Below are 26,572 nucleotides of genomic sequence, written 5' to 3' on the forward strand. Positions count from 1 at the left end.
GCTGAACGCCTTCGAGATCGCCTTCGACGGCCGCCTGGCCGCCGGACGCAAGTAGCCCTCTTCAACCCGAGTTACACCGCTCGTTTGACAGACCCCTCCAGCCCCGACTGGTCCATTTCGTGATCGGTGTGTCCGGCGTCGTTGATCAGTAGGTCTCGGCGTTCGAGCTAAGCGCCTGACCAGAAGTCTTGTCCGTAACGCTCGGGTAGCCAGGGTGAGGTCCAGGGTGCGGCGGTGGTGAGTGTCTGTTCGTCGGTGCGGTTGTGGAAGTAGGCGTGGGTCTGTCGGACGCGGTCGGCCATGGTGGCGCCCTCGCCGCCGGTGCCCATCCACAATCCGAGCACGTCCTTGCGGCCGTCCACGGTGAAGGATCGCGGCGGTGCAGACCGGCCTAGTGGCGACCTGCCCATCACGGATTTGACCACGATCGCGTCGAGAAACAGTCACGCGATGGTCGGCAGCGGCGGTCGGTGTGACATGGCGCTGCGGTCGGCGGGACACGGCGGCTGGGGGCGGCGGGCGGCTGCGGGCTGCGGTCTGCTGGCGGCGCGAGGAGGTGGGCGGCGGGCGGGTGATGGCAGGGGCCGGCGACGGCAGGCGGCTGGCGGCGCCACGACCCGCGGGCGGTGGCGGCGGCAGCTCGGGGCGGGTGACGGCGAGTTCGGCATCGGCTCGCTGTGTCTCGCGGTAGCGGTGTTGGGAGGTGGTGAGGGCGGGTGGCGGCTGTGAGGTCGAGGGCGGCGAGGTCGGCTGCGGTGGTGGTGGCCCCGGTGGCCCCGGTGGCGGCGATCAGGTGAGGCCGGGTCGTGGGTGGCGGGCGGCAGGTGTGAGGGCGGGGCGGTGTTTGGAAGGGGCGTGGTCGGAGGGGTGGGGGTAGGTCGGGTGGGAGGAGGCGGATCAGGGCGGGGTGGTGTGGGTGAGCAGGCGGGGGGTTGGGGGCGTCGTCTTTGTTTCAACCGACGTCTGAGGGCACTGGAAACAGGGTTTTGATTGATGGGGATGTTGTAGTTCACCCGTTCGTGGAGGCGCGCGGCACGTGCCGGATGGCACCTCCGACAGTGGCCGGGCTGCACTCCCGCGGCCGCTACCAGCGGCAATAGCGTCGCCGGCATGACGTTCCTGATGCGGTTCGGTGCGGTTTGCGGCGTGTTGTCCGGGCTGTCCATAGCCCTGCCCGGGGCGGTGGAGGGGTTTGTCGGGGAGACGACGACCACCAGTCTCGTGATCGGGCTGTCGCCGGCGCTCGCGGCGCCGCTGGTCACCGCCCTCTTCCTCAGACAGCCGCGCACCACGCTCGGCACGGTCGGGTACGTGGTGAGCTTCGTGGGGCTCGGGTTGTTCGGCGGGGCCGCCTACTCCCTCAACATCGTGCTGTTCCACCTGGACCAACCGACGCTCGCGGCGCCGAGCGTGGCAGTCCTGACCGGCAGTGCGGTGATGTTCGCGGCCGGCGCGGTCCTGTTCGCGATCAGCATGATCAAGTCGCACGTGCACCCGCCGGTGCCCGTGTGGACGTACGCCGTCGCCCTCCCGGTCTTCACCTTCGCCGCACGCCTGCCGGACACCCCGCTCACCAGCGCCCTGCACGTCGTCGTCGGCGTGACGCTGGTCTGGCTCGCCCGATCGGTCTACCCGGCCACCCGCCCGGCCAGCACCACCAGCAGCACGATCACGGCCAGCGCCGCGTAGGGCACGTACACCCGGGGCCTCCCGCGCGTCCCCGCCCACGTCAGCACCACCGACGCGGCCCACACCAGCGCGGTCCCGCCGGACGCGACGATCATCGGCATCCGCCCGTACGAGCACACGCCCGACACCGAGTAGTCACAGCTGCCCGTCGGGGTGAACGCCATCAACCCGTACACCATCGCGACCGGCGCGAGAACGCACAGCAGCACCGTGCCGAGCACGGCCCAACCCCTCATGGACCCGCACGGTAGCAGCACCGCCGTGCGGGTCCACAAAGGACTCACTCCTGCGTCACGGCGTCCAGGGCGCGCTCACCGCCCAGCTCACGTCCGCGTCGTACGACGTCGGGTTGTCGTACGCGTGGGCACCGCCGTTGACCGCCACCCACACCTCCTCCGCGTAGTGCCGCACGCTGGCACCGAGCTCGTTCACCGACACCAACCGCACCCCGCCGACGCCGGGCTGGGCGCAGAACGTCGCGTCCCGCCGGAACAGGTCCGTGCCGTCCGACGCCGCCAACCGCACCCGGAACGCCGAGTGCCGCAGGTACTGGCCGGGGAGGTTGCGCGACTCGAACGAGTAGCACGACGGCTCGGCCAACCCGCGCCGCACGACGAACGTCGCGTCGGCCTTCAGCAACGCCGAGCTGCCCTGGTTCACCACGTCGGTCCGGGCCAGGCCGTCCTGGTGGCGCAGGTAGCGGTCGGTGAAGCCGGCGGTGGTCACCCGGAAGGACCGCGCCTGGTCCAGCGGCAGGTCCGCGCCGCTGCGCCAGAGCGGCACGACGGCCGCCCAGGTCGTGTCGGCCGCGAAGCTCGTCGCGCTGTCCCACGGGTTCGTCCCGCCGGACCGCGCCAGGTACACGCCCTCCTGGTAGTGCCGGATGAAGTGGCCGGGCAGGTTGCGCGACTCCAGCACCGTGCCGCCGGCGCCCGCACGCACGCAGAACGTGGCGTCGGACGCGAACGCCGCCGACCCGTCGTTGGCGTCCGACCGCACCCGGAACGCCGAGTGCCGCAGGAACCGCCCGGGGAAGTTGCGCGACTCGAACGACAGGCACGCGGCGTCGGCCAACCCGGGCCGTGCCCAGAACGTGGCGTCCAGCCGGCCCAGGTCGTCGGTGATCACGTCGGTGCGCGCCACCCCGTCCCGGTGCCGCAGGTGCCGGTCGGTGTAGCCGGCCGTGGTGACGCGCAGCGAGATCGCCTCGCCGCGTCCCACCTCGGTGCCCACGGCGAGGGCCAGCACCCGCTGGTTGACCTCGCGCACCCGCGCCTCGGAGACCTTCAGCACCTGGCGGTCGTAGGTGTAGAAGCCGTTGACCTCGTTCTCCACGTCGTACGGTTCGGTGTAGACGGACGCGGACAGGCCGCGGGTGTGCACGAACCGGCCGACCTCCTTGGTGATCTCCACGTACCGCCCGGTCAGCGAGGTCTCGTCGGGGAACAGCTCGCCGTACGCGAACCCGGCTCCCGGCTGCCACTCGTGGCCGACGATCCGCCGGCCCAGGCCGCCGAACTCGCCGAGCACGGCGACCCGGTTGGCGTCGGGCTGCCGGGTGGCGCCGGACATCTGGTAGGCGTGGTCGTCGATGATGTCGCCGTTGCCCGGGTCGGGGTCGGAGACGCAGCAGTTGGAGCCCGAGTTGTGGTTGATCAGCCGGGTGGTGTCGATGGACCGGACGAGGTTCACGATCCGGCCGGCGTCGTACTCGCCCCAGCCCTCGTTGAACGGCACCCACTGCACGATCGACGTGATGCCCTTGAGCTGGTCGACCACGCGGCGCAGCTCGGACTCGAAGTTCGCGCGGCCGTTGGGCACGTCGTCCACGGCGTCGAGCGACGGCATGTCCTGCCACACCATCAGGCCGAGCCGGTCGGCGTGGTAGTACCAGCGGGCGGATTCGACCTTGATGTGCTTGCGCACCATGTTGAAGCCGAGCGCCTTCTGCCGCTCCAGGTCGAACCGCAGCGCGGCGTCGGTGGGGGCGGTGTAGATGCCGTCCGGCCAGTAGCCCTGGTCGAGGGTGCCGAGCTGGAACACGAACTTGCCGTTGAGCAGCGGGCGCATCACGCCGCCGACCATCGCCTTGCCGAGGGACCGCATGCCGAAGTAGCCGGTGACGACGTCGCCGCCGAGGGTGACGCGCAGGTCGTAGAGGAACGGGTCGTCCGGTGACCACAGCCGCGCGTTGGGCACCGGGACGCGCAGGTGCGCGCCCGTGGTGCCGGTGGCGGTGCCGACGACGCGCCCGCCGGTCAGCACTTCGGCGCGCACCTGCTGGCCCGCCGTGCCCTGCACGACCAGGTCGAGCACGCCCGCGGGCACGTCCGGGGTGGTGTCCAGGCGCGTGATGTGGTTGGCCGCCACCGGTTCGAGCCACACCGTCTGCCAGATGCCGGATGCGGCCGTGTAGAAGATCCCGCTGGGGCTGCGGCGCTGTTTGCCGATTGGATACAGGCTACCGTCTACAGCCGACCGTACACCGACGATCACCTCGTTGTCTCCGGCGCGCAGGGCGTCGGTGATGTCGAACGAGAACGCGTCGAAGCCGCCGGTGTGCGTGCCGACGCTGACGCCGTTCACCCAGACGCGGGTCTCCCAGGTGACCGCGCCGAAGTTCAGCTTCACCCGGCGACCGCTCCAGCCGGACGGCGTGGTGAACGTGCGGCGGTAGAACATGTGGTCCTCGTGCCGCTTGATCCCCGACAGCGCGGACTCGATCGGGTACGGCACCAGCACGCCCTCGGCGAGCGGGCGGCCGAACGGCGGCGAGGACAGGTTGGGCGCGCCCGCGAACTCCCAGACGCCGTTGAGGGTGAGCCAGTCCGACCGGACCAGCTGCGGGCGCGGGTACTCGGGCAGCGCGTTGGTCGGTGACACCTGGCCGGTCCACGGTGTCGTCAGGGGCGCCGGTTTGGGCTGCCAGACGGCCGCGGCGGCGGTGCCGGGCAGCGCGAGGACGAGGGTGCTCAGGACCAGCAGTCCGGTCAGGCCGGACAACAGCTTGCGCATGGTGGCTCCACGATCGGCAGGGTGTGCGGTGACGTGGGTGCTCTGGTACTCGTGACCTGGGTCACTTGCAGTTCTTACATCGTTGGTACAACGTTGTAAAGCGGTGCCCCGGCCGGCTACGATCCCGGTCGTTCCCGAGAATGGCCCCGTCCGGCCATCGATCCGCAGAACGCAGAGCACCGGAGGCGCCGCTTGGCCACGCTCAAGGACGTCGCCGCGCTGGCCGGCGTGTCGGTGAAGACGGTGTCGAACGTGGTCAACGGCTACGCGTTCGTGAAGCCGGAGAACCGCCGCCGGGTCGAGGAGGCGCTGACCGCCACCGGCTACCGCCCCAACCTGGGCGCGCGCAACCTGCGCCGCGGCCGGACCGGCTTCGTGGCCCTCGTGCTGCCGGAGCTGGTCGTGCCGTACTTCGCCGAGCTGGCCGGGCTGGTGCTCGGCGCGGCCCAGGAGCGGGAGTGGAACGTCCTGATCGAGCAGACCCTCGGCACGCGCGAGGGTGAGCGGGACACGCTGGCCTCGCTCGGCCCGCACATGATCGACGGTGCGATCGTGAGCCCGGAGGCGTTGCAGGCGCGCGACTTCGGCGAGCTGGCGCCGGGCATCCCGGTGGTGATGCTCGGCGAGCACTCGGTGGACCTGCCGATCGACCACGTCGGCATCGACAACGTGGAGGCGGCGCGGGCGGCGGTGGCGCACCTGGTCGGCCTCGGCCGCACCCGGATCGCGGCGATCGGCGCGCACCCCCACCGCGGCACGGCGGCGCAACGCGTGGAGGGTTACCGGAAGGCGTTGGTCGAGGCCGGCCTGCCGGTGCGGGACGAGCTGGTCGCGACCGCGTTGAACTACCACCGGCGGGACGGCGCGGTGGCGATGGCGCGGCTGCTCGCGGCGGACGAGCCGCCGGACGCGGTGTTCTGCTTCAACGACCTGCTGGCCGTCGGCGCGGTGCGGGCGGCGGCGGAGCGGGGCGTGCGGGTGCCCGACGACGTGGCCGTGGTCGGGTTCGACAACACCGAGGAAGGCGCGTACAGCCTGCCGTCGTTGACCACGGTCGCGCCGGACAAGGCGGCGATCGCGCGGGCGGCGGTGGACCTGCTGCGGCGGCGCGTGGACGACCCGGAACGGCCGCCGGAGCACGTGCGGACGCCGTTCTCGTTGGAGGTCCGGGAGAGCACGGGTGGCGGCGCGGGGGCGTGACCGCCATGGAAATTCCCGATCGGATGGACTCGGTGCCATTCCCCGGGTTCTTCGGTAACCAATACATCCACTAGTTGGACAGGGCTTCACCTGCACTGTCGTGGTCGGACGCCTCCGGGCCGCGGCGCGACGGGGCTCCGGCCGCGCCACCGGGCGTACACGCCGGGGATGGCCACTGATCACCTTCGGCGTGTACGCAGTACCGGAACGCGTTCTTCCCGGCCCTGCACGAAGGAGAGCCGATGTCCCCACTGACCCGACGAACGCTCATCGCCGGCGGCATCGCGAGCGCCGGCGTGACGGTCCTCGCGCCCACCACCGCGAACGCCATCTCCTACCCGTTCACGCTCGGCGTCGCCTCCGGTGAGCCCGCCGCGGACGGCTTCGTCATCTGGACGCGCCTCGCGCCCAGCCCGCTCAACGCCGACGGCCTCGGCGGCATGGGCAGCGCCTCGGTCCCGGTGGAGTGGCAGGTCGCGACGGACCAGCGGTTCACCCAGGTCGTGCGCAGCGGCTCGGCGACCGCGGTCCAGTCGTGGGCGCACAGCGTGCACGTCGAGGTGACCGGGCTGGAGCCCGGCCGCGAGTACTTCTACCGGTTCCGCGCCGCCGGGCACATCTCCCCCGTCGGCCGCGGCGTCACCGCGCCCGCGGTCGGCACGAGCCCCTCGCTGACCATGCTGTTCGCCTCCTGCGCGCACTACGAGGAGGGCTACTTCACCGCGTACCGGCGCATGGCCGAGGAGAACCCGCACCTCATCCTGCACCTGGGCGACTACATCTACGAGGGTGGTGCGACCACCACCAAGGTGCGCCAGTTCGCGCCGTCGGCGGAGATCGCGAACCTGGCCGACTACCGGGTGCGGCACGCGCAGTACAAGACCGACGTCGACCTCCAGGCCGCGCACGCCGCCGCGCCGTGGCTGGTCGTGTGGGACGACCACGAGGTCGAGAACAACTACGCGAACCTGGTGCGCGCGAACACGTCCCCGGCCGGTGACTTCAAGGCGCGCCGCGCGGCGGCGTACAAGGCGTACTACGAGCACATGCCGTTGCGCCCGGCGCAGGCGCCGGTGGCGGAGAACATGCAGCTGTACCGCCGGGTCCGCTGGGGCGGCCTGGCCACGTTCCACATGCTCGACACCCGCCAGTACCGCGACGACCAGGCGTGCGGCGACGGCACGAAGGTGTGCGCGGAGGCCGACGACCCGGCCCGCACGTTGATCGGCGCCACGCAGGAGGCGTGGTTGCTCGACGGGATGCGGCAGAAGCTGGCCACCTGGGACTTCCTGGGGCAGCAGGTGTTCTTCGCGCAGAAGCTCGCGTCGGCCGACGGCGCGAAGTCGATGGACTCGTGGGACGGCTACAGCGCCAACCGGGGCCGGTTGCAGCGCGGCTGGGACGCGGCGGGGCTGCGCAACACCGTCGTGCTGACCGGTGACGTGCACCGGTCGTGGGCGGCCAACCTGATGAACGACTACGCCGCGCAGGACCGGGTCGTCGGCACCGAGCTGGTGACCACGTCCGTCACCTCCGGCGGCGACGGCAGCGCCACCGACACCGGCGTGTCCAGCCTGAACCCGCACGTGAAGTTCTACAAGAACCTGCGCGGCTACGTCCGGACCGTCACCACCGCGACCCAGCTGAACGTCGACTTCCGCTTCGTGGACCGGGTCACCACGCGCGACTACCCGGTCCGGACCTTGCAGAGCTACGTCGTCCAGGCCGGCAACCCGGGATTGCAGGCGCCATGAGGGATGTGAGCGGGATGAAGAAGCTGATCACGATGGGCGCGGCGCCGGCGGTCGCGGCGCTGATGCTGCTCGGCGCGGGTACCGCGTCGGCCGCCGTCACGTGGGCCGCCGCCAACAGCACCGCCACCGGCGACCAGGACAACGCCGCCGTGTCCGCCGTCCGCAACGGCTGGACCGCCGCGGTCTGGGAGGACGACCGCGACGACGCCACGCCCACCGACCCCGTGCACAGCGACGTGTGGGTCCGGCTGTTCAAGGACGGCGTGTCCCGTTACGAGAAGAAGCTGTCCACCGGCGGCACGGGCAACTGGCGGCACGTCCAGCCGGACGTGGCCGTGCACGACAACGGCACGGCGGTCGTCGTGTGGGCCGACGACGGCGAGGGGAACGGCTACTACAACATCCAGGTGCGGGTGCTGAACACCAGCGGCACCGTCACCGGATCGGCGCGGGCCAACGCCAACACCGACGGCCAGCAGCTGAACCCGGCCGTCGCCGCCGACCCGGACGGCACCGGTTTCGCCGTGGTGTGGGAGGACAAGCAGACCTCCACGAACGCGACGGTCCGGGTGGCCGGGTTCGCGTCCGTGACGTCGAAGACCTACGAGGCCCAGGTGCACACCTCGGGCGGCACCCACCAGCGGCCGGACGTGGCCATGGGCGCGGCGGGCAACGCCATCGTGGTGTGGGACGAGGACGGCGACGGCAACGGCGCCTACAACATCGGCCGCAAGGTCCTGACCCCGTCCGGCGGGGTGAAGGTGGCCCAGGGGGTCGCCAACGTCAACGGCGACGGTCAACAACGCCGACCGGTCGTGGCGGCCAACTTCAACGGCGACCACGTCGTCGCGTGGGAAACCGATCACACCGGCACGGCCCAGGTGGGCGTGCGCTCGTTCGCGGCGGGTGGGGCGGCGCGGACGGAGGCGGACGCGCTGCTGCCGGGAACGGACCCGCAGATCGGGATCGACGACCAGCTCAACGTCGTGGTGTCGTCGGTGGAGGCCCAGGACGTGGTGACGCAGGGCCTCAACGCCGACGGGACGGTCGAGGGCCGGCTGCCGCCCCAGGTCACCGTGTCGACGGCGACGGGCAGGCAGGACGAACCCGCGCTCGGCGTGGACGCCTGGGGCCAGATCACCGTGGTCTACACCGACGACAACGACGGCAACGGATTCGACCAGATCTACATGGGAACCGGCCTCATCAACAGCACCTGGTAAACCGAGTCAGCATTTCGTCCACTGACCCAATCCAATTGCACATCGGATCCGCAGCCATACCGCAGAGGCTCGATTTGACGTGGGTTCGGGTGCTTTAGGCTGGTCGAAGCCGGCAGGTCCGGCGGGACGCTTTTCCCCGCCGGACCTGCCGGCTTTGGCGTGCCTGGAGTGCCCGTGAGGGCCCCGTGTCACATCGAGCCGGACTCAACCCCTGAGCCGCTCGCACCCACCGAGCCGGGCCCAACCACCGAGCCGAGCAGTGAGTCGCCCCACACGACCCGGCCTGACGTGCGATCTTGTCGGTCCCGTTCGGACACTGGAGCCGTGAGCACCCCTCTTCTCGTCTCCCCCACCCGCATCTACGTCGAGCCCGCCGCCGCCGACCTCCCGCGCGGCAGGGAAGTGCTCAACCGGTTCCCCGAGGCGGAACGCGTCGAAGTGGACAGCCACTGGCGCATCCCCGAGCTGCACGGCGACGAGGCCAACGCCCGGCGCTGGGTGCGGATCAAGCAGGAGGCGCTGGTGCTGGGGGTCAAGAAATCCCTCAGCGCTCGACCCAACGGCCGGTCGGCGCACTTCATCGCGCCGTCGACGGCGAACGGGTGCGCGATGGCGTGCGCGTACTGCTACGTGCCGCGGCGCAAGGGGTACTCGAACCCGATCACGGTCTTCGCGAACATCGAGCAGATCACCGGGTATGTGAAGCGGCACGTCGGGCGGCAGGGGCCGATGGACGAGCCGGGTCAGGTGGACGACTCGGCGTGGGTGTACGACATCGGCGAGAACTCTGATTGTTCGGTGGACGCACTGGTGAGCGACAACGTGCGCGATCTGGTGGAGCTGTTCCGGGGGCTGCCCACGGCGAAGGCTTCTTTTGCGACGAAGTACGTGAACCGGGAGCTGTTGGAGTGGGATCCGCAGGGGCGCACGCGGGTGAGGTTCTCGCTGATGCCCGAGCGGACGGCGAAGCTGCTGGACATCCGGACCAGCTCCATCGGCGAGCGGCTCGCCGCGTTGGACGACTTCCGGGCGGCGGGGTACGAGGTGCACGTGAACCTCAGCCCGGTGGTGGTGCACGACGGGTGGTTGGAGGACTGGCGGGAGCTGTTGGAGGCGTTGGGTGACGCGTGCTCGGCGGCCACGCGGGAGCAGTTGGCGGCGGAGATCATCATGCTCACCCACAACCAGGCGCTGCACGAGGTGAACCTGCGGTGGCACCCGCGGGCGGAGGAGGTGTTGTGGCGGCCCGAGTTGCAGGAGGTGAAGCGCAGTGAGGGGGGTGGGGTGAACGTCAGGTATCGGCGAGGGCTCAAGCGGGGGTTGTTGGACGAGTTGCTCGGGGTGGTGGAGCGGAGTGCGCCGTACTTGAGGGTTCGGTATGCGTTCTGAGGGCGCCACGAAAAGACAAGAAAAAGATGAAAAGCGTCCTCGCCGGACGGGCAGATCAGCAGGATGACCCCAACCACTGCGAAAAGTCCCTGTTTCGTCGTGGGTCGGGTTTCGTGTCATCCCACCGACCCCCCTCCGGGCTACCACACGCGTCAAGGACGGACATCAGTGAAGGCCGCGGGTATCGCTCGCACGAGCCCTCCTTGACACGCGCGGTAGGGCAAAGCCAGGTCGGCGTGATGACACGAAGCCCTTCTACTGGGAAAGGGCGTGCCGGTGGAGTCAGCGGGGGTGGTGGGTGGCGGTGAATTGTTCGGCCAGGGTTTTCGGGGCGCGGCACAGCCAGGCTTCGGTCAGGAGTTCGGCCAGGTCGTCGGTGGTGATGGGGTCCAGGTGGACGAGGACGGCGGCGTAGTTGTCGAGGTGGGGGATGGTGAAGTAGACGGTCGGGTCGTCGGCGAGGAGGGCTTCTTTCGCGCCGAGGTCCGGGACGCTGGCGGCGAGGATCGGACCGGAGGGGACGGCCGGGTCGTTCTTGCGCAGGGGGCGGTCCCAGGCGAACGGCTTGTCCTTGACGCGCCAGGCCGGGCGGTTGTCGTAGGTGGGGCGTTCGGTGACCTCGGGCAGGGCCATGGCTATGCGTCGCACGTCGTCCCAGGTGGCCATGGGTAGAGAGTAACCGGGTTGACCGTTGGTTAGGCCAACGTTTATGTTGGTTGAACCAACATTGGTGCAACCAACGGAGTTGTGATGATCGAGCCCTTCACCCTGGACGTGCCGCAGGCGCAGTTGGACGACCTGGCCGATCGGCTGGCCCGGACGCGGTGGCCGGAGGAGTTGCCGGATGCCGGGTTCGACTACGGGTTTCCCCTGGCGGAGGTGCGTGCGCTGGTAAACCGGTGGGTGGACGGGTACGACTGGCGGCGGTGCGAGGCGGAGTTGAACGCCTGGCCGCAGTTCACGACCGAGGTGGACGGCCAGCGGGTGCACTTCGTGCACGTGCGGTCGGAGCGGGAGGACGCGTTGCCGCTCGTGCTGGTCCACGGGTGGCCCGGGTCGGTGGTGGAGTTCCTGGACGTCATCGAGCCGTTGTCGCGGGACTTCCACCTGGTGATCCCGTCGATCCCGGGGTTCGGGCTGTCCGGGCCGACGACCTCGCGGGGGTGGGACGTGTACCGGGTGGCGCGGGGGTTCACCGAGGTGATGGGCAGGCTCGGGTATCGGCGTTACGGGACGCAGGGTGGTGACTGGGGGTCCTCGATCGCCAGGGCGATGGCCGTCGTGGCGCCGGAGAACGTGGTGGCGGTGCACCTGAACTACCTGCCCACGCCGCCGGTCGAGGGGGTCGAGCTGTCCGAAGAGGACGATCGGCGGTTGGACCGGATCAAGGCGATGATGCGCGACCGGCCCGGTTACCAGGTGTTGCACGCGACCCGGCCGCAGACGGTGTCGTACGCGTTGACGGACTCCCCGGTCGGCCAGTTGGCGTGGATCGCGGAGAAGTTCGTGGAGTGGGTGGACCCCGCGTCGCGGATCGACGTGGACCGGGTGCTGACGAACGTGATGCTGTACTGGCTCACCGGGACGGCGGGGTCGTCGGCGCGGTTGGCGAAGGAGACGGGGTTCGTGTCGGACCCGTGCCCGGCGCCGGTGGGGGTGGCGGTGTTCGCGCACGACATCGTGCGGTCGGTGCGGCCGTTGGCGGAGCGGGTGCACCCGGTCGAGCACTGGAGCGAGTTCGCGCGGGGTGGGCACTTCGCGGCGATGGAGGTGCCGGAGCTGCTGGTCGGGGACATCCGGGAGTTCTTCGCCGGACGGTCGTAGGCGGACCACTCGGGCACCGGGTGGTGCCCGAGTGGTCGAGAGGTCAGTAGGCGGCGTCCAGGCGGGCGCGCTGGTCGGCCGTGAGGTGCAGGTCGACGGCGGCCAGGCTCTCGTCCAGTTGGGCGACCGAGGAGGCGCCCACCAGGGGGATCACCGGGACGTCGCCGCCGATCAGCCAGGACAGCACGACCTGGTTGACCGTGGCGCCCGTTTCGGCGGCGACCTCGCGCACGGCGGCCAGGCGGGGTGCCGTGCCGGCGTGGTCGTGGTCCGGACCCAGGGGCTTGTCGTCGCGCACGTAGCCGCCGGACAGCAGGGGCGAGTAGGCGACGAGGGTCAGGCCGGGCTCGGAGCGCAGGTAGGCCAGCAGGTCACCGCTGACGACGCCCTGGTTGCCGTCGGGCGAACGCCTGCCGGGACGGTCGGTGCGGGCGCGCAGGTAGCTGTGGTGGTACTGGAGCACCTCGTAGCCGGGCAGGCCGGCCGCGGCGGCGAGGGTGCGGGCCCGTTCCACCCGCCACGACCAGTGGTTGCTGACGCCGAGCAGGCCCACGGTGCCCTCCGAGACCAGCTCGGCGAAGCCCTCGACGGTGTCCTGCAACGGCGTGAGCGGGTCCTCCACGTGGGCGTAGAGCAGGTCGAGCTTGTCCACGCCCAGCGCTTCGCGGCTGCGCTCGGCCGACTCGCGGATCACCTTGGCGGACAGGCCCTCGACGTTCTCCGCCTTGGCCGTGTCGGCGAACGCGAGCCCGGCGGCGTTCGGCCGGCCGCCCAGCTTGGTGGCGATGACGACCTCGGAGCCGACGCCCCGGCTGCGCCGCCACCGGCCGAGCAGCGCCTCGCTCTCCCCGCCCTGGCTGGCGTTGTACCAGAACGCGTAGTTGTTCGACGTGTCGATGAACGTGCCACCCGCCTCGACGTACCGGTCGAGGATCGCGAACGACGTCTCCTCGTCGGTGGCCGTGCCCATCAGCATCGCGCCGAGGGCGAGCACGCTCACCTCCCGGCGCGTCTTCGGGTCCTGGCCGATAGTGCGGTATTCCATTGCGGGTTTCCTCCCAGGCTGGACAACTGCGGGGCCGACGTTAGCGAAGAGCGGACAGCGCGGACATGACCAGATCGGCGAGTTCCGCGGCGATCTCCGGGTCGTGCGCGCGGACGGTGAGCTCCGGTGTCGGCCTCAGGACGACCTCGACGGTCACCGGGAAGTCGGTCCGGTCGGAGAACCACCAGTCCAGCGCCTCGACGCCGGTCAGCCGGTCGAGGTCGGCGAGGACGTGGAAGTCGGTGTAGTTGAACACCGCTTCGAACGGCGGCCGGCCGAGGTCCGCGGTGAGGCGGGCCAGCGGGTAGCGCAGGTGCGGGTGGTGGGCGCGTTCGGCGTCGAAGGCCGCGCGGGCCAGGGACTCCAGGTCGGTCGTCCTGGCGCGCAGCGGCACGCAGTTCAGGAACAGGCCGAGCAGGCGCTCGACGCCGTCGAGGGCGGGCCGGTTCGACACGACGAGGCCGGTCACGACCTCGTCGGAGCCGGTCAGCTTGGCCAGGGCGGACAGGTGGGCGGCCAGGTAGACGCTCTTCGGCGGCACGCCGAGCCGTGCCGCGAGGTGGCGGACGCCGGTGACGACGTCGGCGGGGACGGGCAGTCGCACGTCCGGTTCGGCGCCCGGCTCCCCCGCCGAGCCGAACGGCAACCCCGGCACCGGGTCGCCGACCACCGAGCGCCAGTAGGCCGCGGAGGTGTCCGAGGTGTCCTCCGACGTGACGAAGTCGCGGAACCGGAACGGGGGCAGCGGAGGTGGTGGGGGTGCGGGGGCACCGGTTTCCCGGTCGTAGGCCAGCAGCAGGTCGGTCATCAGGGTGGCGAAGCTCCACCCGTCGATCACGGAGTGGTGCACGGACACCGACAACCGGAACGTGCCGTCGGCGGCGTCGTGCACGTGGCAGCGGGCCAGTGGGGCGCGGGTCAGGTCGAACGGTTCCGCCCACCGGCGGCTCCACCACCGGCGCACGTCCTCGTCCGGCAGGACGTCGAGCGGGATGCGCGCCGAGGGGTGCACCACCTGGGTGGCGTCGTCCAGGTTGAACGACGTGCGCAGGACGTCGTGGCGGGCGGTCAGCCCGTCCAGCGCGCGGCGCAGCGCGGCCAGGTCGAGGCGGCCGGCCAGGCGGACGCTCGCCAGGTCGTGGTACAGCGTCGGGTCGCCGGTGGACAGGCACTCCAGCAGGATTCCGTACTGCATGGCGGAGACCGGGTACACGTCGTCCGGTGCCGCGGTGGTCGGCGGGGGTGGCGCGGGTTCGGCCGAGCGGGCGAGGTCGGCCAGGACCGGTGAGCGGTAGAGCTGTCCCACGGACAGGTCCAGGCCGGCGTCGCGGGCGGCGGCGACGGCGCGGACGGCGAGCATGGAGTCGCCGCCCAGGCCGAAGAAGCTGTCGTCGGGGCCGATGCCGGACACGCCGAGCACCTGTGCCCACACGTCCGCCAGGCGTTGCTCGTCGGGGGTGAGGGGTGTGGGGGTCGGTGTCGTGGCGGGTGTGGGCAGGGCGAGGCGGTCGAGTTTGCCGTTCACCGTCACGGGGAGGGTGTCGAGCAGCACGAACGCGGCGGGCACCAGGTAGCCGGGCAGTCGTTCGGCCAGGCGGTCGCGGTCCGGCGGGGTTCCCACGACGTAGGCGACGAGTTGCTGCTCCCCCGCCTGGTCGCGCACGACGACCGCGGCCTCCGTGACGCCCGGCTCGTCCAGCAGGGCGGCTTCGACCTCGCCCAGTTCGACGCGGTGGCCGCGGAACTGGACCTGGGCGTCGCGGCGGCCCCGGTAGAGCAGTTCGCCGTTGGGCAGGCGGGTCGCGTAGTCGCCCGTGCGGTAGAGCAGGCCCGGTCCGAACGGGTTGGGCACGAACCGCGTGGCGGTGAGGCCGGGTCGGTCGAGGTAGCCCAGGGCCACACCCGGCCCGCCGACGTACATCTCCCCTTCGGTGGTCGGCCGCAGCCGGTCGTCGAGCACGTGCACGTCCAGGTCGGCGAGCGGGCGGCCGATCGGGCTGGACGACGGGCCGTCGGCGCGGGTCATGGTGCGCGCGGTGACGTGCACGGTGGTCTCGGTGATCCCGTACATGTTCACCAGGCGCGGTGCGGTGTCGCCGTAGTGGTCGAACCACGGGCGCAGGACGGCCGGGTTCAGCTCCTCGCCGCCGAACACGACCAGCCGCAGGGAGGTGGCCGGGAACCCGGCGGTCGCGGCGGCGGTGACGAGCTGGCGGAACGCGGTCGGCGTCTGGTTGAGCACGGTGACGCGTTCGGCGCGCAGCAGGGCGAAGAACGCCTCCGGGTCGCGGGCGGTGGCGCGCGGCACGACGACCAGCCGTCCGCCGTGCAGCAGCGCGCCCCAGAACTCCCACACGGAGAAGTCGAACGCGGCGGAGTGGAACAGCGTCCACACGTCGTCCGGGCCGAACGCGAAACCCGGCCTGGTGACGTGGAACAGCCGGCTCACCGCCCGGTGCGGCACCACGACGCCCTTCGGCCGGCCGGTGGAGCCGGAGGTGAAGATGACGTAGGCGGCCTCGGCGGGACGCACGTCGGGCGCGTGGTCGGGGCCGTCGGGCGCGTCGACCGGGACGAACGACTCGGCCAGGTCGCGGAACCGCTCGTGGCCGACGAGGAGGGTGACGCCGGCGTCGGCCAGGACGGCGCGCAGCCGCGCGGGCGGGTGCTCGGGGTCGAGCGGCAGGTAGGCCGCGCCCGCTTTGAGCACCGCCAGCACCGCGATCACGAGGTCCGCGGTGCGCTCGGCGCACACGCCGATCACCGGTCCCGCGCCGACGAGCCGGTGCGCCAGGCGGTTCGCGGCGCGGTCCAGCTCGGCGTAGGTGAGCGAGCGCGTCCCGTCGGTCACCGCGATCCGGTCGGGGTGGCGGGCGGCGGTGGCGGCGAAGTCCTCGTGCAGGCACCGGGTTCCCGGCGAGCGGATCGGTGTCCGGGGGTCGGTGGTCGCTTCGGCGAGGAGGTCCAGGTAGGCGTCGACCCAGCCGTCCACAGTGGACTTGTCGAGCAGGTCGGTGTTGTACTCGGCGGTGACGGACAGCGCGTCGCCGACCTCTTCGAGCTCCAGGACCAGGTCGAACTTGGCGGTGCCGTTGTCGAGCGGCAGCGGTTCGGCGGTGAGGCCCGGCAGGTCGGGTCCGGTGCGGCGTGCGCCCTGGTGGGCGAGCACGACCTGGACGAGCGGCGGACGTGCGGGGTCGCGGTGCGGGACCAGGGCGTCCACCAGGCGGTCGAACGGGACGTGCTGGTGCTCGAAGGCGGTCAGCGCGGTGCGCGCAGTGTCGCGGAGCGCGTCGGCGAAGGTCGTGCCGGGGGTCGGGGTCAGGCGCAGCACGACGGTGGTGGCGAAGAAACCGATGACGTCTTCGAGGTCGGGGCTGGGTCGGCCCGCGGCCGGTGAGCCGACGAGCAGGTCACGGCGGCCGGTGAGGGCGTGCAGCAGGACGGCGAACGCGGTGAGGTGCACCGCGTAGGGCGTGGTGGCGTGTTCGCGGGCCAGCCGTTCGACGGCGCGGCGCAGGTCGGCCGACGCCATCCGGGTGGTCCGGCGGCCCCGGTAGCGCTGTGCGGCGGGGCGTGGCCGGTCGGTCGGCAGGTCCAGCACCGGCGGCGCGTCGGTCAGCCAGGGCGTGGCGGCTTCGGGGAGTCGGCGTTGCCAGCGCACGAAGTCGCCGTACCCCGCTTTCGGTGGCGGTGGTGTCACGCCCCGGTAGTGGGCGGCGAGCGCGCGGTCGAAGTTGTCCAGGGACCAGCCGTCCGAGACGAGGTGGTGCAGGACGACGAGCAGCACGTGGTCGTCCTCGGCGAGGCGGAACAGCGTCGCCCGCAGCAGTGGTGGCGCGGTCAGGTCGAACGGTTCGGCGGCGGCGGCTTCGAGGTTCGCGGTGCCGTGCTCGACGGCCAGGTCGACTTCGGCGGTGTCGACCACTTCGGCGACGAGCTCGCCGCCGCGCAGGTGGAAGCCGGTGCGCAAGGTGTCGTGGTCGGCCACGACGGCGTTGAGCGCCTCGCGGAGCGCGGTGACGTCCAGCGGTCCGCGCAGGCGGGTGGCGGCGGGCACGGTGTAGGCGGCGTTCGCGGCGGCGTCGAGCTGGGTGAGGAACCACAGGCGGCGCTGGCCCGCGGAGACCTCGTCGTTCGGGCCGCCGGTGGTCAGCCGGGGCCGGTCGTCGGGGTGGCCGTCGGCGATCAGGCGGGCGACGCCGGCGACGGTGTGGGCGGCGAAGAACTCGGGCACGGGGACGTGCACGGCGAACTCGTCGTGGACGCGGGCCAGCAGGCGGGTGGCCATGAGGGACGTGCCGCCCAACGCGGTGAACCCGTCGTGCCGGCCGACCGGGCGGACGCCGACGACCGTCGCCCACAACTCGGCCAGCCGCGCTTCGACCTCGCCCACCGGCTCCTCGTAGGGCAGGTCGGCGGGCCGGTCGACGGTCGACGCGCGCAGGGCGGCCCGGTCGACCTTGCCGTGGGCGGTGAGCGGCAGGGCGTTCAGCGGCACGACCACCGACGGCACCAGGTAGTGCGGCAGCTTGCGGCTCAGCGCGTCCCGGAGGCCGGTCGTGGGGCCGACGACGAAGGCGACCAGCCGCGCGTCGGCGTCGTGGCCCTGGACGACGACCGCGCAGTCCCGGACGCCGGGCAGCAGGCCGAGCTGGTGCTCGACCTCGCGCGGTTCGACCCGGTGGCCGCGCACCTGGACCTGGTCGTCCACGCGGCCCAGGAACTCCAGCCCGTCCCGGCCGCGGCGGACCAGGTCGCCGCTGCGGTAGAGGCGCTGCCCGGTGACCGGGTGCGGCACGAAGCGGGCGGCGGTGAGGCCGGGCTGGTCGAGGTAGCCGCGCGCCACCCCGGGGCCGCCGATGAACAGCTCGCCCACGTCGGCCGGGCGGAGGCCGTCGAAGACGTAGGTGTCCACGCCGCGGAGGGCGTGACCGAGGGGTGGTGGCCGGTCGGACGGGACGGTGTCGCCGAGGGTGGCGAAGACCGTGGTCTCGGTGGGGCCGTAACCGTTGAGGAAGATCCGGCCGCGGCTCCAGCGTTCGGCGACCTCCCGCGAGCACGCCTCGCCGCCCACGGACAGCACGCGCAGGTCGGGCAGGTCGGCTTCGGGGAGGACGGAGAGCAGCGACGGCGGGGAGAACAGGGTGGTGATCCGGCGGTCGCGCAGGAAGTCCACCAGTTCGGGGCCGTCCACGGCGGGTGGGAGGACGACCGTGCCGCCGGCCGCGAGCGGGGCGAAGACCTCCAGCACGGAGGCGTCGAACGTCATCGCGGCGAACTGGAGGAACCGGGTTCCCGGGCCGAGCCGGAACGGTTCGCGGACCGCCTCGACGAGGTGGACGACGTTGCGGTGCTCGACCATCACGCCTTTGGGGCGGCCGGTCGAGCCGGAGGTGTGCAGCACGTAGGCCAGGTCGGTGGGCGCCACGTGCGAGGTGCCGCGCGGGCCTTCGTCGGTGGGCAGGACGACGTCCGGGCCGGGGTCGCGGGCGATGACCACGACCGGCTTGGCGTCGGCCTTCACCGCGTCGAGGCGTTCGGCCGGGTGGCGCGGGTCCAGGGGCAGGTACGCGCCGCCCGCCTTGAGGACGGCCAGCAGCGCCACGACCAGGTCCGGTTCGCGGTGCAGGTGGACGCCGACGAGGGTGTCCCTGGTGACGCCCCGGGCGCGGAGGGCTCCCGCCAGGCGGTCGGCGCGGTCGTCCAGCTCGGCGTAGGTGAGGCTGGACGTGCCCTCGACGGCCACGGCGTCCGGGGTGCGCCGGGCTTGGGCTTCGATCAGCGCGTGGACGGTCATGGGGCTCCGTTCAGCGCTCGGCGGATACCGGCGGCCAGGTGGTCGACGTGGGGTGGTTCGAGCGCGCTCCAGTGGTCACCGGGGGTGGGGTGGATGTCGACGTGCGCGTACATCGGGGTGAGGGCGGCGCGCGGTGTTCGCTCGGTGAGGAAGAGCGCGGCGCGCGTCGGCGCTGGTCCGGGGGTGTAGCGGAGGATCGCGCGGAGGGTGGCGTAGTAGACGTCCGGCTGGTTGCGTTCGACGTAGTGGCGGGTGGCGCCGGCGACGATGTCGGGCACCGCGCCCAGCGCTCGACCCTGGGTGTCCGGGACGTGGCCGTCGATGCCGATCAGGGTGGCAACGGGGAGGTGGCGGGCCATCTCGTGCGCGACCGTGACGCCGGTGGACCAGCCGCCGACCAGGTAGGGGCCTTCGGGGTGGTGGCGGCGGACGAGGTCGACGTGGTGGGCGGCGACCTCCTCGATGGTGGGGAGGGGGCCGGGCGGTTCGAGGCCGAGGACGGGCCGGTCGAGCCGGGCGGCCAGCTCGCGGTAGGCGGCGGAGGTGCCCGTGCCCGGTGCGGCGAGGAAGAGGGGTACGCCGTCGGTGACGTCGTTCAGCGGCACGAGCCCGGCGGTCGTGGGGGTGTCGTGGACGAGCTCGACCAGGCGTCCGAAGGTGGCGCGGGTGGAGAAAGTGGTCAACGGCACCTGGATGCCGGTGCGGTCGCGCACGCGGCCGAGCAGGTGCACGAGCATCAACGACTCTCCGCCGAACCGGAAGAAGTCGTCGGCTGCGCGCACTTCCCCGACCCCGAGCACTTCGCACCAGGCTTCGGCGAGCACCCGCTCCCACCGGCCCGCGCTCCCCGCCTGGCCCTCGCCGGCCGTCTCGCTCAGTGTCGAGTGGTCGGCAGACGCCGACGATCGGCCCGACTCGCTGGTGGAGATGACCGCCGACGGCGGGAGTGTCGAGTGGTCGGTGGGCAGGGCGGCGCGGGTGGCCAGCAGCACGGTGTGGTCGGGGTTGCCCGGTGGGGTGGCGTGGGTGGCGTTCAGGCCCACCTCGGTCAGCGCGGTCAGCCAGGAGGTCCGGTCCAGGTGAGGTGAGTCGCGGCCGTCGGTGGCGGTCCACCAGCCCGGGGCCAGGCCCCAGATCAGGTGGCTCCAGCGGTCCGGGCGGGTGACCTCGACCAAGGCCAGCCAGCCGGTCGGGGTCAGCAGGCGGGTCAGGCCGCGCAGCGCACGGCGCAGGTCGGGGGCCACGTGGACGACGTTGTGGGCCACGACCACGTCGTAGGTGCCCGGGGAGTCCGGCAGCCGGGTGATGTCCAAGGTCGAGAACCGCAGGTCGTGCCGCCCCGCCAACGGCTGCAACCGGGTCATCGCCTGCCGCACGCGCAACGGGCTCACGTCGGTCACGTGGTACGACAGCGCGTCCGGCGCGTCGGTCAGCAGGCGGTCGGCGAAGTCGCCGCGGCCGGCGCCCACCTCCAGCACGCGGCGCACCCGGCCGGCGCGGAGGGCCGCCGCCAGGGCCGCCAGGCACGGCTCGGCGTCGCTCACCGAAACGTCGTTCGCCGCGTACCCGGCGCTCACGAACCCGTCGTCCCCGTCCGGGAACAGCACCGACACCGGGTCGCGGCGACCGCTGAACACGTCCGGGTAGGACTCGACGCAGTGGCGCACCAGGTCGCGCAACCCGGCGACCTCGCCGAGGTGGTCGTGCTCGGCGAGCGCCCGGGACACCCGCTCCTCCACGTCGGCCACCGGACCGCCGTCGGTCAGCCACCCCTCCTCGGCCAACGTCCGCCGCACGAACGACGCCAGCCGGGGCAGCGGCCCATCAGCCGGGAGGCCGGTCAGCGCGAACCGACCCAGCAACCCCGCGCAGTACCGCGCCAACCGCGCCCGCAGGTCCGGCCGCGACGCCAGCGACGGCACCGGTGACGGCCACCGCAGGCCACCCGGCAGGTCGATCGGCGTGGTGATCGGCCTCGACTCGAACGGGTGATGCGGCAACGGCACCTTGCGGGCGCCCGTCCGGGCCCACGCCACCTCGACGCCCCGCTCCCACAACCGCCCCACGGCGTGCAGCACGTCGTCCGGCTCGCGCCCCAGCATCGGGATCGCGCCCGGCACCAGCCGGGTCATCGACGTCCCCGGCCCCAGCTCGACGACCGTCGGCACGCCCGCCACCGCCGCCACGCCGAGGTCCAACCGCACCGGCGCGCACAGGTGCCGCACCCAGTACTCCGGCGACCTCACCTCGTCCGGATCGGCCCGGTCGCCGGTCACGTTCGACACGAAAGGCAGCCGCGGGCGGGCGGTCGGCGTCGACTCCAGGACCTCCCGCAACCGCACGGCCGCGTCCCGCATCAACGGCGAGTGGAACGCACCACCGGTGTCCAGCACCCGGCACGCCACGCCCCGCCGCCGCAACTCCCCCTCCAGCGCCGCGACGGCGTCCACCTCGCCGGACACCACGACCTGCCCCGGTGACCGCACCGCCACGACCAGGCCGGGACCGACGGGCCCCGGGTCGCCGAACACCGCGAGCATCCGCCCGGCCGGCGCCTCCCGCATGGCCCGCCCCCGGGCCGCCACCAGCGCCACCGCGTCGGGGAACGTCCACAGCCCGGCCACCGCCGCCGCCACGTACTCCCCCACGCTGTTGCCGAGCATCGCCACCGGCGTCACGCCCCACGCCCGCAGCTGCGCCGCCAACCCGTACCCGAGCACGAACAGCGCCACCTGCTGCACCTCGGTGTCCCGCAACCACTCCGGGTCCACCTCGGGCGAGAACAGCGGCGTCAGGTCCACTGTGGACGAGTCGACCACCCGCCGGAACTCCGGCAGCCGCTCGTACGCCGTCCGGCCGATCCCCCGCCGCAACGCGCCCTGACCGGGGAACAGGAACGCGATCCGCGGCCGTTCCGCGGCCTCCACCGCGTCGAAGGGAGCGCGCAACGCCTCGGCGGCCGACGCGGCGTCCGGCACCACGTGGGCCGCCCGGTACCGGAACCGCCGCCGTGCGGCCAGCGTCCGCTCGGCGGAACCGACGTCGTCCACCGCCCCGGCCAGCGAGCCGCGCAGCGCGGTCAACGCCGACGGGCTCGCCGCGGACACGAGCAGCACCCGTGACCCGGCCGAACGCTCGACCTCCCCCTCCGGCGCGGCCCCGAGCACGACGTGCGCGTTCGTGCCGCCGATGCCGAACGAGCTGACGCCCGCGCACAGCGGTCCGGACCACGGCTCGTGCCGCACGGCGACCTCGAACGGCGTGCCGTCCAGCCCCAGCTCCGGGTTGGGCCGGGTGAAGTGCGCGGTCGGCACGAGTTCGCGGTGGGCCAGCATCAACGCGGTCTTGATCAGCCCGGCGACACCGGCCGCCGCGCCGGTGTGCCCGATGTTGGACTTCACCGCGCCCAGCCGGCACGGCCCGGTCGCGCCGCGGAACACCTCGGCCAGCGCCGCGACCTCGACCGGGTCGCCCACCGGCGTGCCGGTGCCGTGCGCCTCCACGTACGAGACCTGCGCCGCCGTCACGTCCGCCCGCGCCTGCGCCAGCCGGATCACGGCCGCCTGGCCGGGCACGGACGGGGCGGTGTAGCCGATCTTGCCGCCGCCGTCGTTGTTGACCGCGGAACCCAGGATCACGGCCACCACGTGGTCGCCGTCGGCGATCGCGTCGGCGAGCCGGCGCAGCACGACCACCCCGACGCCGGCGCTGGGCACGGTCCCCGAGGCGTGCGCGTCGAACGGGCGGCACCGCCCGTCCCGCGACAGGATGTCGCCCTCCCGGTACGTGTAGCCGACGGCCTGCGGCAGCACCAGCGACACCCCGCCCGCCAGCGCCGCGTCGCACTCGTGGTCCAGCAGGCCCTGCACGGCCAGGTGCACCGCGACCAGCGACGTCGAGCACGCCGTCTGCACGGTCAGCGCCGGGCCGCGCAGCCCGAGTTTGTAGGCCACCCGCGTGGCCAGGAAGTCCTTGTCCGCGCCGATGATCCGGGCCGCCGCGTCGTCACCGCCCCGCACGTCGGTCAGCGGCGCGGCGTCGCACCCGGCGAACACCCCGACCAGCCCGTCGAACCGGGCCGGGTCCAGGCCCGCGTCGTCCACCGCGGCCGACGCGCACTCCAGGAACACCCGCTGCTGGGGATCGATCCGCACCGCCTCGCCGGGGCTGTAGCCGAACACCGGCCAGTCGAAGCCCTCGCCGCCGGGCAGCACGCCCCGCGCGGGCACGTGGTGGGGCGTGCCGTCCGGCGCGAACCGCGAGATCGAGTCGACGCCGGCGCGCAGGTTGGCCCAGAACTCCCGCACGTCCGCCGCGCCGGGGAACCGGCAGGCCATGCCGACGATCGCGATGCCGTCGTCGGTCACGCCCGCCTCCGCGCCCGTGCCCGCCGGGCCCGCGCCACCGCGTCGTCCCCGTCCGGCGCGTCCCCGTCCGGCGCGCCGCCTTCGGCCGGGCCGAGCGCGCGGGCCAGCTCGCCGACGGTCGGCCGGGCGAACAGCACCGTCATCGGCACCGGCGTGCCCAGCTCGGCCTGCAACCCGGCGCGCAGCGCGGCCAGCAGCAGCGAGTTGCCGCCCAGGTCGAAGAAGTTGTCGTGCAACCCCACCTCGTCGACCTTGAGCACGGTGGACCACACCCGGGCGATCCGGCGCTCCACCTCGCCGACCGGTTCGACGTACTCGACGGCCCGCGCGGGCTGCGGGAGCGCGTCGACGTCCACCTTCCCGTTGGCGGTCAACGGGAACTCGTCGAGCCACACCACGCCGGGCGTCACCGCGACCCACCCGGCGAGCCGGTCCAGCACGGCCGACGTGTCCCACGCGGCGCCGGGCCGCGGCACGAGGTAGGCCAGCAGGCCGTCGGAAGTGCCGCGCACCACCGCGTTGGCCACCAACGGGTCCGCGCACAGCCGGGCCTCGACGTCACCGGGCTCGATCCGGTGGCCTCGAACCTTGATCTGCCGGTCCTGCCGGCCCAGGTACTCGATCGTGCCGTCGGGCCGCCACCGGCCGCGGTCGCCGGTGCGGTAGCCGGAGGGGGTGAACCGCTGCCGCGTCACCGTCGGGCGGCCCCGGTACCCGCGGGCCACGGCCGCGCCGCGGATGTGGATCTCGCCGTCGATGATCTCCACGTCGACGCCGCCGATGGGCCGTCCGATGACGTTGCCGTCGCCGGTGGACAGCAGGTGGGCGGTGGCGAGCACGGTGCACTCGGTCGGTCCGTAGAAGTTGTGCACCGGGTAGGGCAGCTCGGGCAGGGGCCGGGCCAGGGCCGCGCCGCCGATCATCATCGACCGCAACGACGGCAGCGGCTCGCCCAGCGCCCACACCGTCTCGGCCAGCGGCGTCACGAGCATGGCGCGGGTGATCCGCCGGTCGCGCAGCCACCCCGGCACGTCGGCGGCCACCACCGGCGGCTCGTGCGGCACCACGCACGCGCCGGCCGCCAGGTACGGCCACACCTCGATCTGCGACACGTCGAACCCGACGCTGCCCAGGTGGCTCGCCCGGTCGTCCGGCGTCAACCCCAGGGCGGTCACGAACCACGACACCAGGTTGGCCAGGTTCGCGTGCGTGACCTCGACGCCCTTGGGCGTGCCGGTCGTGCCGGACGTGTAGAGCACGTACGCGGTGGACGACGGTGACGGCGCGGGGAACTCCCCGTCCGCTTCCTCGTGCGGGACCTCGCGCACCACCGCGCACGCGTCCACGTCGTCCAGGACGAACTTCACCCGGTCGGCGGGCGCGGTCGGGTCTACCGGGCAGAACGCGGCACCGGCCTTCCACGCGGCGAGCATGGCCACCACGAAGTCCGGCCCCCGGTCCAGCACCAGCGCCACCACCGGGTCGGCGCCGCGCAGCGCCGGGCGCAGCCGCGCGGCCAGGGCGTTCGCCCGCCGGTCCAACGACCGGTAGGTCAGCACCTGCGCCGACTCCACGGCCGGCGCGTCGGGCCGGGCCGCGACCTGCGCGGCCACCAGCTCGGGGACGGTCATCGCGCCACCCCTTCCCGCAGGACCGCCGCGTAGTCCGGTTCGTCCGCACCGAGCTGGTGCCACGAGTCGTGCACCCGGAACGACGCCGAGGTGCAGAACACGTCCGCCACGTCCTGCCGGTCCTCGGTGGACGCGCGGGCCAGCACGAGCGCCATCGCCACCAGCTCGTTCACCACCCGGCTGAGCAGGATCACCGTGCGCTCGCGCTCGAACAGCTCCTCCCGCGGGTGCCGCGCGGTCAGCTCGGCGCAGGTCGACGCGAGCCGCCGGGCCTGGTCCGCGACGAACCGCGCGTGCCCCGCGTTGCGCGCGGACAGCGTCAAGGTCGAGAGGTCCGGCACGACGTCGTGCACCGCCCCGCCCTCGTAGTAGCCGGTGAGCAGGTGCCGTCCGGCCCAGTTGTCGAGCTGGAAGTCGATGCCGCCCGACACCCGCATGGCCCGCGCGTCCCGGAACGCCCGCTCCAGCGGCGAGGCGTCCGCGCCGCGCCCGGCCTTGCTGCCCGCCGTCTCCAGCCCCTCGGCCGCCATGATCGACAACGCCCGGTCGACCACTCGCCACGACGCCAGCGACGCGATGTTCTTCGCCGCCAACTGCTCGTAGAGCGGGTTGACCCGCACGTGATCGGCCAACGACCACTCCACCGCGGTCTCGGTGGCGAACACGTCCGCCGCCGCGACCGCGAGCTGCCGCCGGATCTCCGGGTAGTCGCCCAGCGGGCGGCCGTCGATGGCCCGCCGCGCGACGAACGACGCGGCGAACCGCGCCGCGAGCCGGGCGAACGCCAGCGACGGCGCGGCGATCAGGTGCATCCGGCCCAGCACCACCAGCCGGGTGGCGACCGGGGTGAGCCTGCCCGCGTGCTCCGGCTCGACCAGCACCTGCTCGGCGGGCACGAACGCGCCGTCGAACTCGACGCTGCCGTTGGGGAACCCGGACAGGCCGAGGAAGTCGTGCCGCGCGGTGATTGTGACGCCGGGAGTGGCCGCGTCCAGGAAGAACAGCCGCAGCTCGTCGCCCAGCGTCGCGGTGACCACGAACGCGCCCGCCTCCGGCGCGTTGCCGACGTGGATCTTGCGCCCGTCGAGCCGGAACCCGCCGGGCACCGGCGTCGCCGTGGTCGACCGGCCGCTGTTGTGCGCGCCGGACGGCTCGGTGTCGGCCGTGCACGACACCACGCCCGCCACCACCCGGTCGCGCACCCACTCGCGCAGCGGACCGTCCGGCAGCACGGGCAGGTAGGCGCTGTAGCCCAGCGCGTTGTCCACCGCCATCGCCAGCCCGACCGCCGGGCAGAACGCCACCGCCGCCTCGACGACGTCGAACACCTCGCGCTGCCCGAGGCCGTGCCCGCCGGTCTCCGGTCCACCCGCCAGGTTCAGCAGCCCCCGCGCGCCCAGCGCCGGCAGCACGCCCGCGGGCAGCTCCCGCGTGACGTCGACCTGCTCGGGGTCGACCAGCTCGCGCAGCACCCCGACCACCTCGTCGGCCACCCGCCGCCCCCGGCCCGTGGCCGGGAACGGGTGCACGAGGTCCCAGCGGACCGCGCCGAAGTGCAGGTGCTCGGTGAACCCCGGTCGGTCGGCCTCCCGCAGCAGGTCGACGTCGGACGTCGCGGCGGACCGGCTCATCGCT

At 72.8% G+C, this 26,572-nt stretch carries 14 protein-coding genes and 1 pseudogene; 6 read left to right on the forward strand and 9 right to left on the reverse strand.

The window, feature by feature from the left end; all coding sequences use genetic code 11:
* Window positions 1-167: 167 nt before the first annotated feature.
* A pseudogene (locus ACIQMJ_RS16625) lies at window positions 168-443 on the reverse strand (transposase); the annotation flags it as partial.
* Between the two features lie 667 nt (window positions 444-1,110).
* Between ACIQMJ_RS16625 and ACIQMJ_RS16630 the strand changes: the two are divergent.
* Complete coding sequence (locus ACIQMJ_RS16630) at window positions 1,111-1,689, forward strand: hypothetical protein (protein ID WP_499761842.1); 579 nt, start codon at window positions 1,111-1,113, stop codon at window positions 1,687-1,689.
* On the opposite strand, the gene ACIQMJ_RS16635 is transcribed toward ACIQMJ_RS16630, so the two are convergent.
* The gene (locus ACIQMJ_RS16635) at window positions 1,629-1,925 is read right to left on the reverse strand and encodes a hypothetical protein (protein WP_387497799.1); all 297 of its coding nucleotides are present in this window, start codon (window positions 1,923-1,925) and stop codon (window positions 1,629-1,631) included. The two genes, ACIQMJ_RS16630 and ACIQMJ_RS16635, sit on opposite strands and share 61 nt — an antisense overlap.
* A gap of 55 nt (window positions 1,926-1,980) precedes the next feature.
* Window positions 1,981-4,704, reverse strand: a complete 2,724-nt coding sequence (locus ACIQMJ_RS16640) for an AbfB domain-containing protein (protein ID WP_499761843.1) — start codon at window positions 4,702-4,704, stop codon at window positions 1,981-1,983.
* A 192-nt stretch (window positions 4,705-4,896) separates the two neighbouring features.
* Between ACIQMJ_RS16640 and ACIQMJ_RS16645 the strand changes: the two genes are divergently transcribed.
* The 4 genes from ACIQMJ_RS16645 (at window position 4,897) to ACIQMJ_RS16660 (ending at window position 10,270) form a co-directional block, all read left to right on the forward strand.
* The gene (locus ACIQMJ_RS16645; RefSeq protein WP_499761844.1) at window positions 4,897-5,904 is read left to right on the forward strand and encodes a LacI family DNA-binding transcriptional regulator; all 1,008 of its coding nucleotides are present in this window, start codon (window positions 4,897-4,899) and stop codon (window positions 5,902-5,904) included.
* Between the two features lie 242 nt (window positions 5,905-6,146).
* Window positions 6,147-7,658, forward strand: a complete 1,512-nt coding sequence (locus tag ACIQMJ_RS16650) for an alkaline phosphatase D family protein (protein ID WP_499761845.1) — start codon at window positions 6,147-6,149, stop codon at window positions 7,656-7,658.
* 14 nt (window positions 7,659-7,672) lie between these two features.
* Window positions 7,673-8,881, forward strand: a complete 1,209-nt coding sequence (locus tag ACIQMJ_RS16655) for a hypothetical protein (protein WP_499761846.1) — start codon at window positions 7,673-7,675, stop codon at window positions 8,879-8,881.
* Between the two features lie 324 nt (window positions 8,882-9,205).
* A complete protein-coding gene (locus tag ACIQMJ_RS16660; RefSeq protein ID WP_499761847.1) occupies window positions 9,206-10,270 on the forward strand; it encodes a spore photoproduct lyase family protein in 1,065 nt (354 codons plus the stop codon).
* A 282-nt stretch (window positions 10,271-10,552) separates the two neighbouring features.
* Here ACIQMJ_RS16660 and ACIQMJ_RS16665 read toward each other — a convergent pair whose 3' ends face one another.
* On the reverse strand, window positions 10,553-10,936 hold the full coding sequence (locus tag ACIQMJ_RS16665) for an MmcQ/YjbR family DNA-binding protein (protein ID WP_499761848.1): 384 nt from the start codon (window positions 10,934-10,936) through the stop codon (window positions 10,553-10,555).
* A gap of 84 nt (window positions 10,937-11,020) precedes the next feature.
* Here ACIQMJ_RS16665 and ACIQMJ_RS16670 point away from each other — a divergent pair, with 84 nt between their 5' ends.
* Entirely contained in the window at window positions 11,021-12,094 is a 1,074-nt protein-coding gene (locus tag ACIQMJ_RS16670; protein WP_499761849.1) for an epoxide hydrolase family protein, read from the forward strand.
* Window positions 12,095-12,137: 43 nt separating this feature from the next.
* On the opposite strand, the gene ACIQMJ_RS16675 is transcribed toward ACIQMJ_RS16670, so the two are convergent.
* The 5 genes from ACIQMJ_RS16675 to ACIQMJ_RS16695 are packed head-to-tail and all read right to left on the reverse strand — an operon-like array spanning window position 12,138 to window position 26,568.
* A complete protein-coding gene (locus ACIQMJ_RS16675; protein WP_499761850.1) occupies window positions 12,138-13,139 on the reverse strand; it encodes an aldo/keto reductase in 1,002 nt (333 codons plus the stop codon).
* A 40-nt stretch (window positions 13,140-13,179) separates the two neighbouring features.
* Window positions 13,180-18,939 carry an amino acid adenylation domain-containing protein gene (locus tag ACIQMJ_RS16680; RefSeq protein ID WP_499761851.1) on the reverse strand — a complete coding sequence of 1,920 codons (5,760 nt, stop codon included), beginning with the start codon at window positions 18,937-18,939 and terminating at the stop codon, window positions 13,180-13,182.
* Window positions 18,936-23,306, reverse strand: a complete 4,371-nt coding sequence (locus ACIQMJ_RS16685) for a beta-ketoacyl synthase N-terminal-like domain-containing protein (protein WP_499761852.1) — start codon at window positions 23,304-23,306, stop codon at window positions 18,936-18,938. Before ACIQMJ_RS16685 ends, ACIQMJ_RS16680 begins: the two co-directional genes overlap by 4 nt.
* Entirely contained in the window at window positions 23,303-24,937 is a 1,635-nt protein-coding gene (locus ACIQMJ_RS16690; RefSeq protein WP_499761853.1) for a non-ribosomal peptide synthetase, read from the reverse strand. The genes ACIQMJ_RS16685 and ACIQMJ_RS16690 overlap by 4 nt, the downstream gene beginning before the upstream one ends.
* Window positions 24,934-26,568: an acyl-CoA dehydrogenase family protein gene (locus ACIQMJ_RS16695; protein ID WP_499761854.1), complete on the reverse strand. Its 1,635-nt coding sequence runs from the start codon at window positions 26,566-26,568 to the stop codon at window positions 24,934-24,936. Before ACIQMJ_RS16695 ends, ACIQMJ_RS16690 begins: the two co-directional genes overlap by 4 nt.
* Window positions 26,569-26,572: the final 4 nt, after the last annotated feature.

It is taken from the genome of Actinosynnema sp. NPDC091369 (genome assembly GCF_044757065.1).
GTDB lineage: Bacteria > Actinomycetota > Actinomycetes > Mycobacteriales > Pseudonocardiaceae > Actinosynnema.

What these genes read in the sequence shown, in the direction of transcription:
- ACIQMJ_RS16630 (WP_499761842.1), top strand. Translation starts at nt 1,111, where the DNA reads ATGACGTTCCTGATGCGGTTCGGTGCGGTTTGCGGCGTGTTGTCCGGG.
- ACIQMJ_RS16635 (WP_387497799.1), bottom strand. Translation starts at nt 1,925, where the DNA reads ATGAGGGGTTGGGCCGTGCTCGGCACGGTGCTGCTGTGCGTTCTCGCG.
- ACIQMJ_RS16640 (WP_499761843.1), bottom strand. Translation starts at nt 4,704, where the DNA reads ATGCGCAAGCTGTTGTCCGGCCTGACCGGACTGCTGGTCCTGAGCACC.
- ACIQMJ_RS16650 (WP_499761845.1), top strand. Translation starts at nt 6,147, where the DNA reads ATGTCCCCACTGACCCGACGAACGCTCATCGCCGGCGGCATCGCGAGC.
- ACIQMJ_RS16655 (WP_499761846.1), top strand. Translation starts at nt 7,673, where the DNA reads ATGAAGAAGCTGATCACGATGGGCGCGGCGCCGGCGGTCGCGGCGCTG.
- ACIQMJ_RS16665 (WP_499761848.1), bottom strand. Translation starts at nt 10,936, where the DNA reads ATGGCCACCTGGGACGACGTGCGACGCATAGCCATGGCCCTGCCCGAG.
- ACIQMJ_RS16670 (WP_499761849.1), top strand. Translation starts at nt 11,021, where the DNA reads ATGATCGAGCCCTTCACCCTGGACGTGCCGCAGGCGCAGTTGGACGAC.
- ACIQMJ_RS16675 (WP_499761850.1), bottom strand. Translation starts at nt 13,139, where the DNA reads ATGGAATACCGCACTATCGGCCAGGACCCGAAGACGCGCCGGGAGGTG.
- ACIQMJ_RS16680 (WP_499761851.1), bottom strand. Translation starts at nt 18,939, where the DNA reads ATGACCGTCCACGCGCTGATCGAAGCCCAAGCCCGGCGCACCCCGGAC.
- ACIQMJ_RS16690 (WP_499761853.1), bottom strand. Translation starts at nt 24,937, where the DNA reads ATGACCGTCCCCGAGCTGGTGGCCGCGCAGGTCGCGGCCCGGCCCGAC.
- ACIQMJ_RS16695 (WP_499761854.1), bottom strand. Translation starts at nt 26,568, where the DNA reads ATGAGCCGGTCCGCCGCGACGTCCGACGTCGACCTGCTGCGGGAGGCC.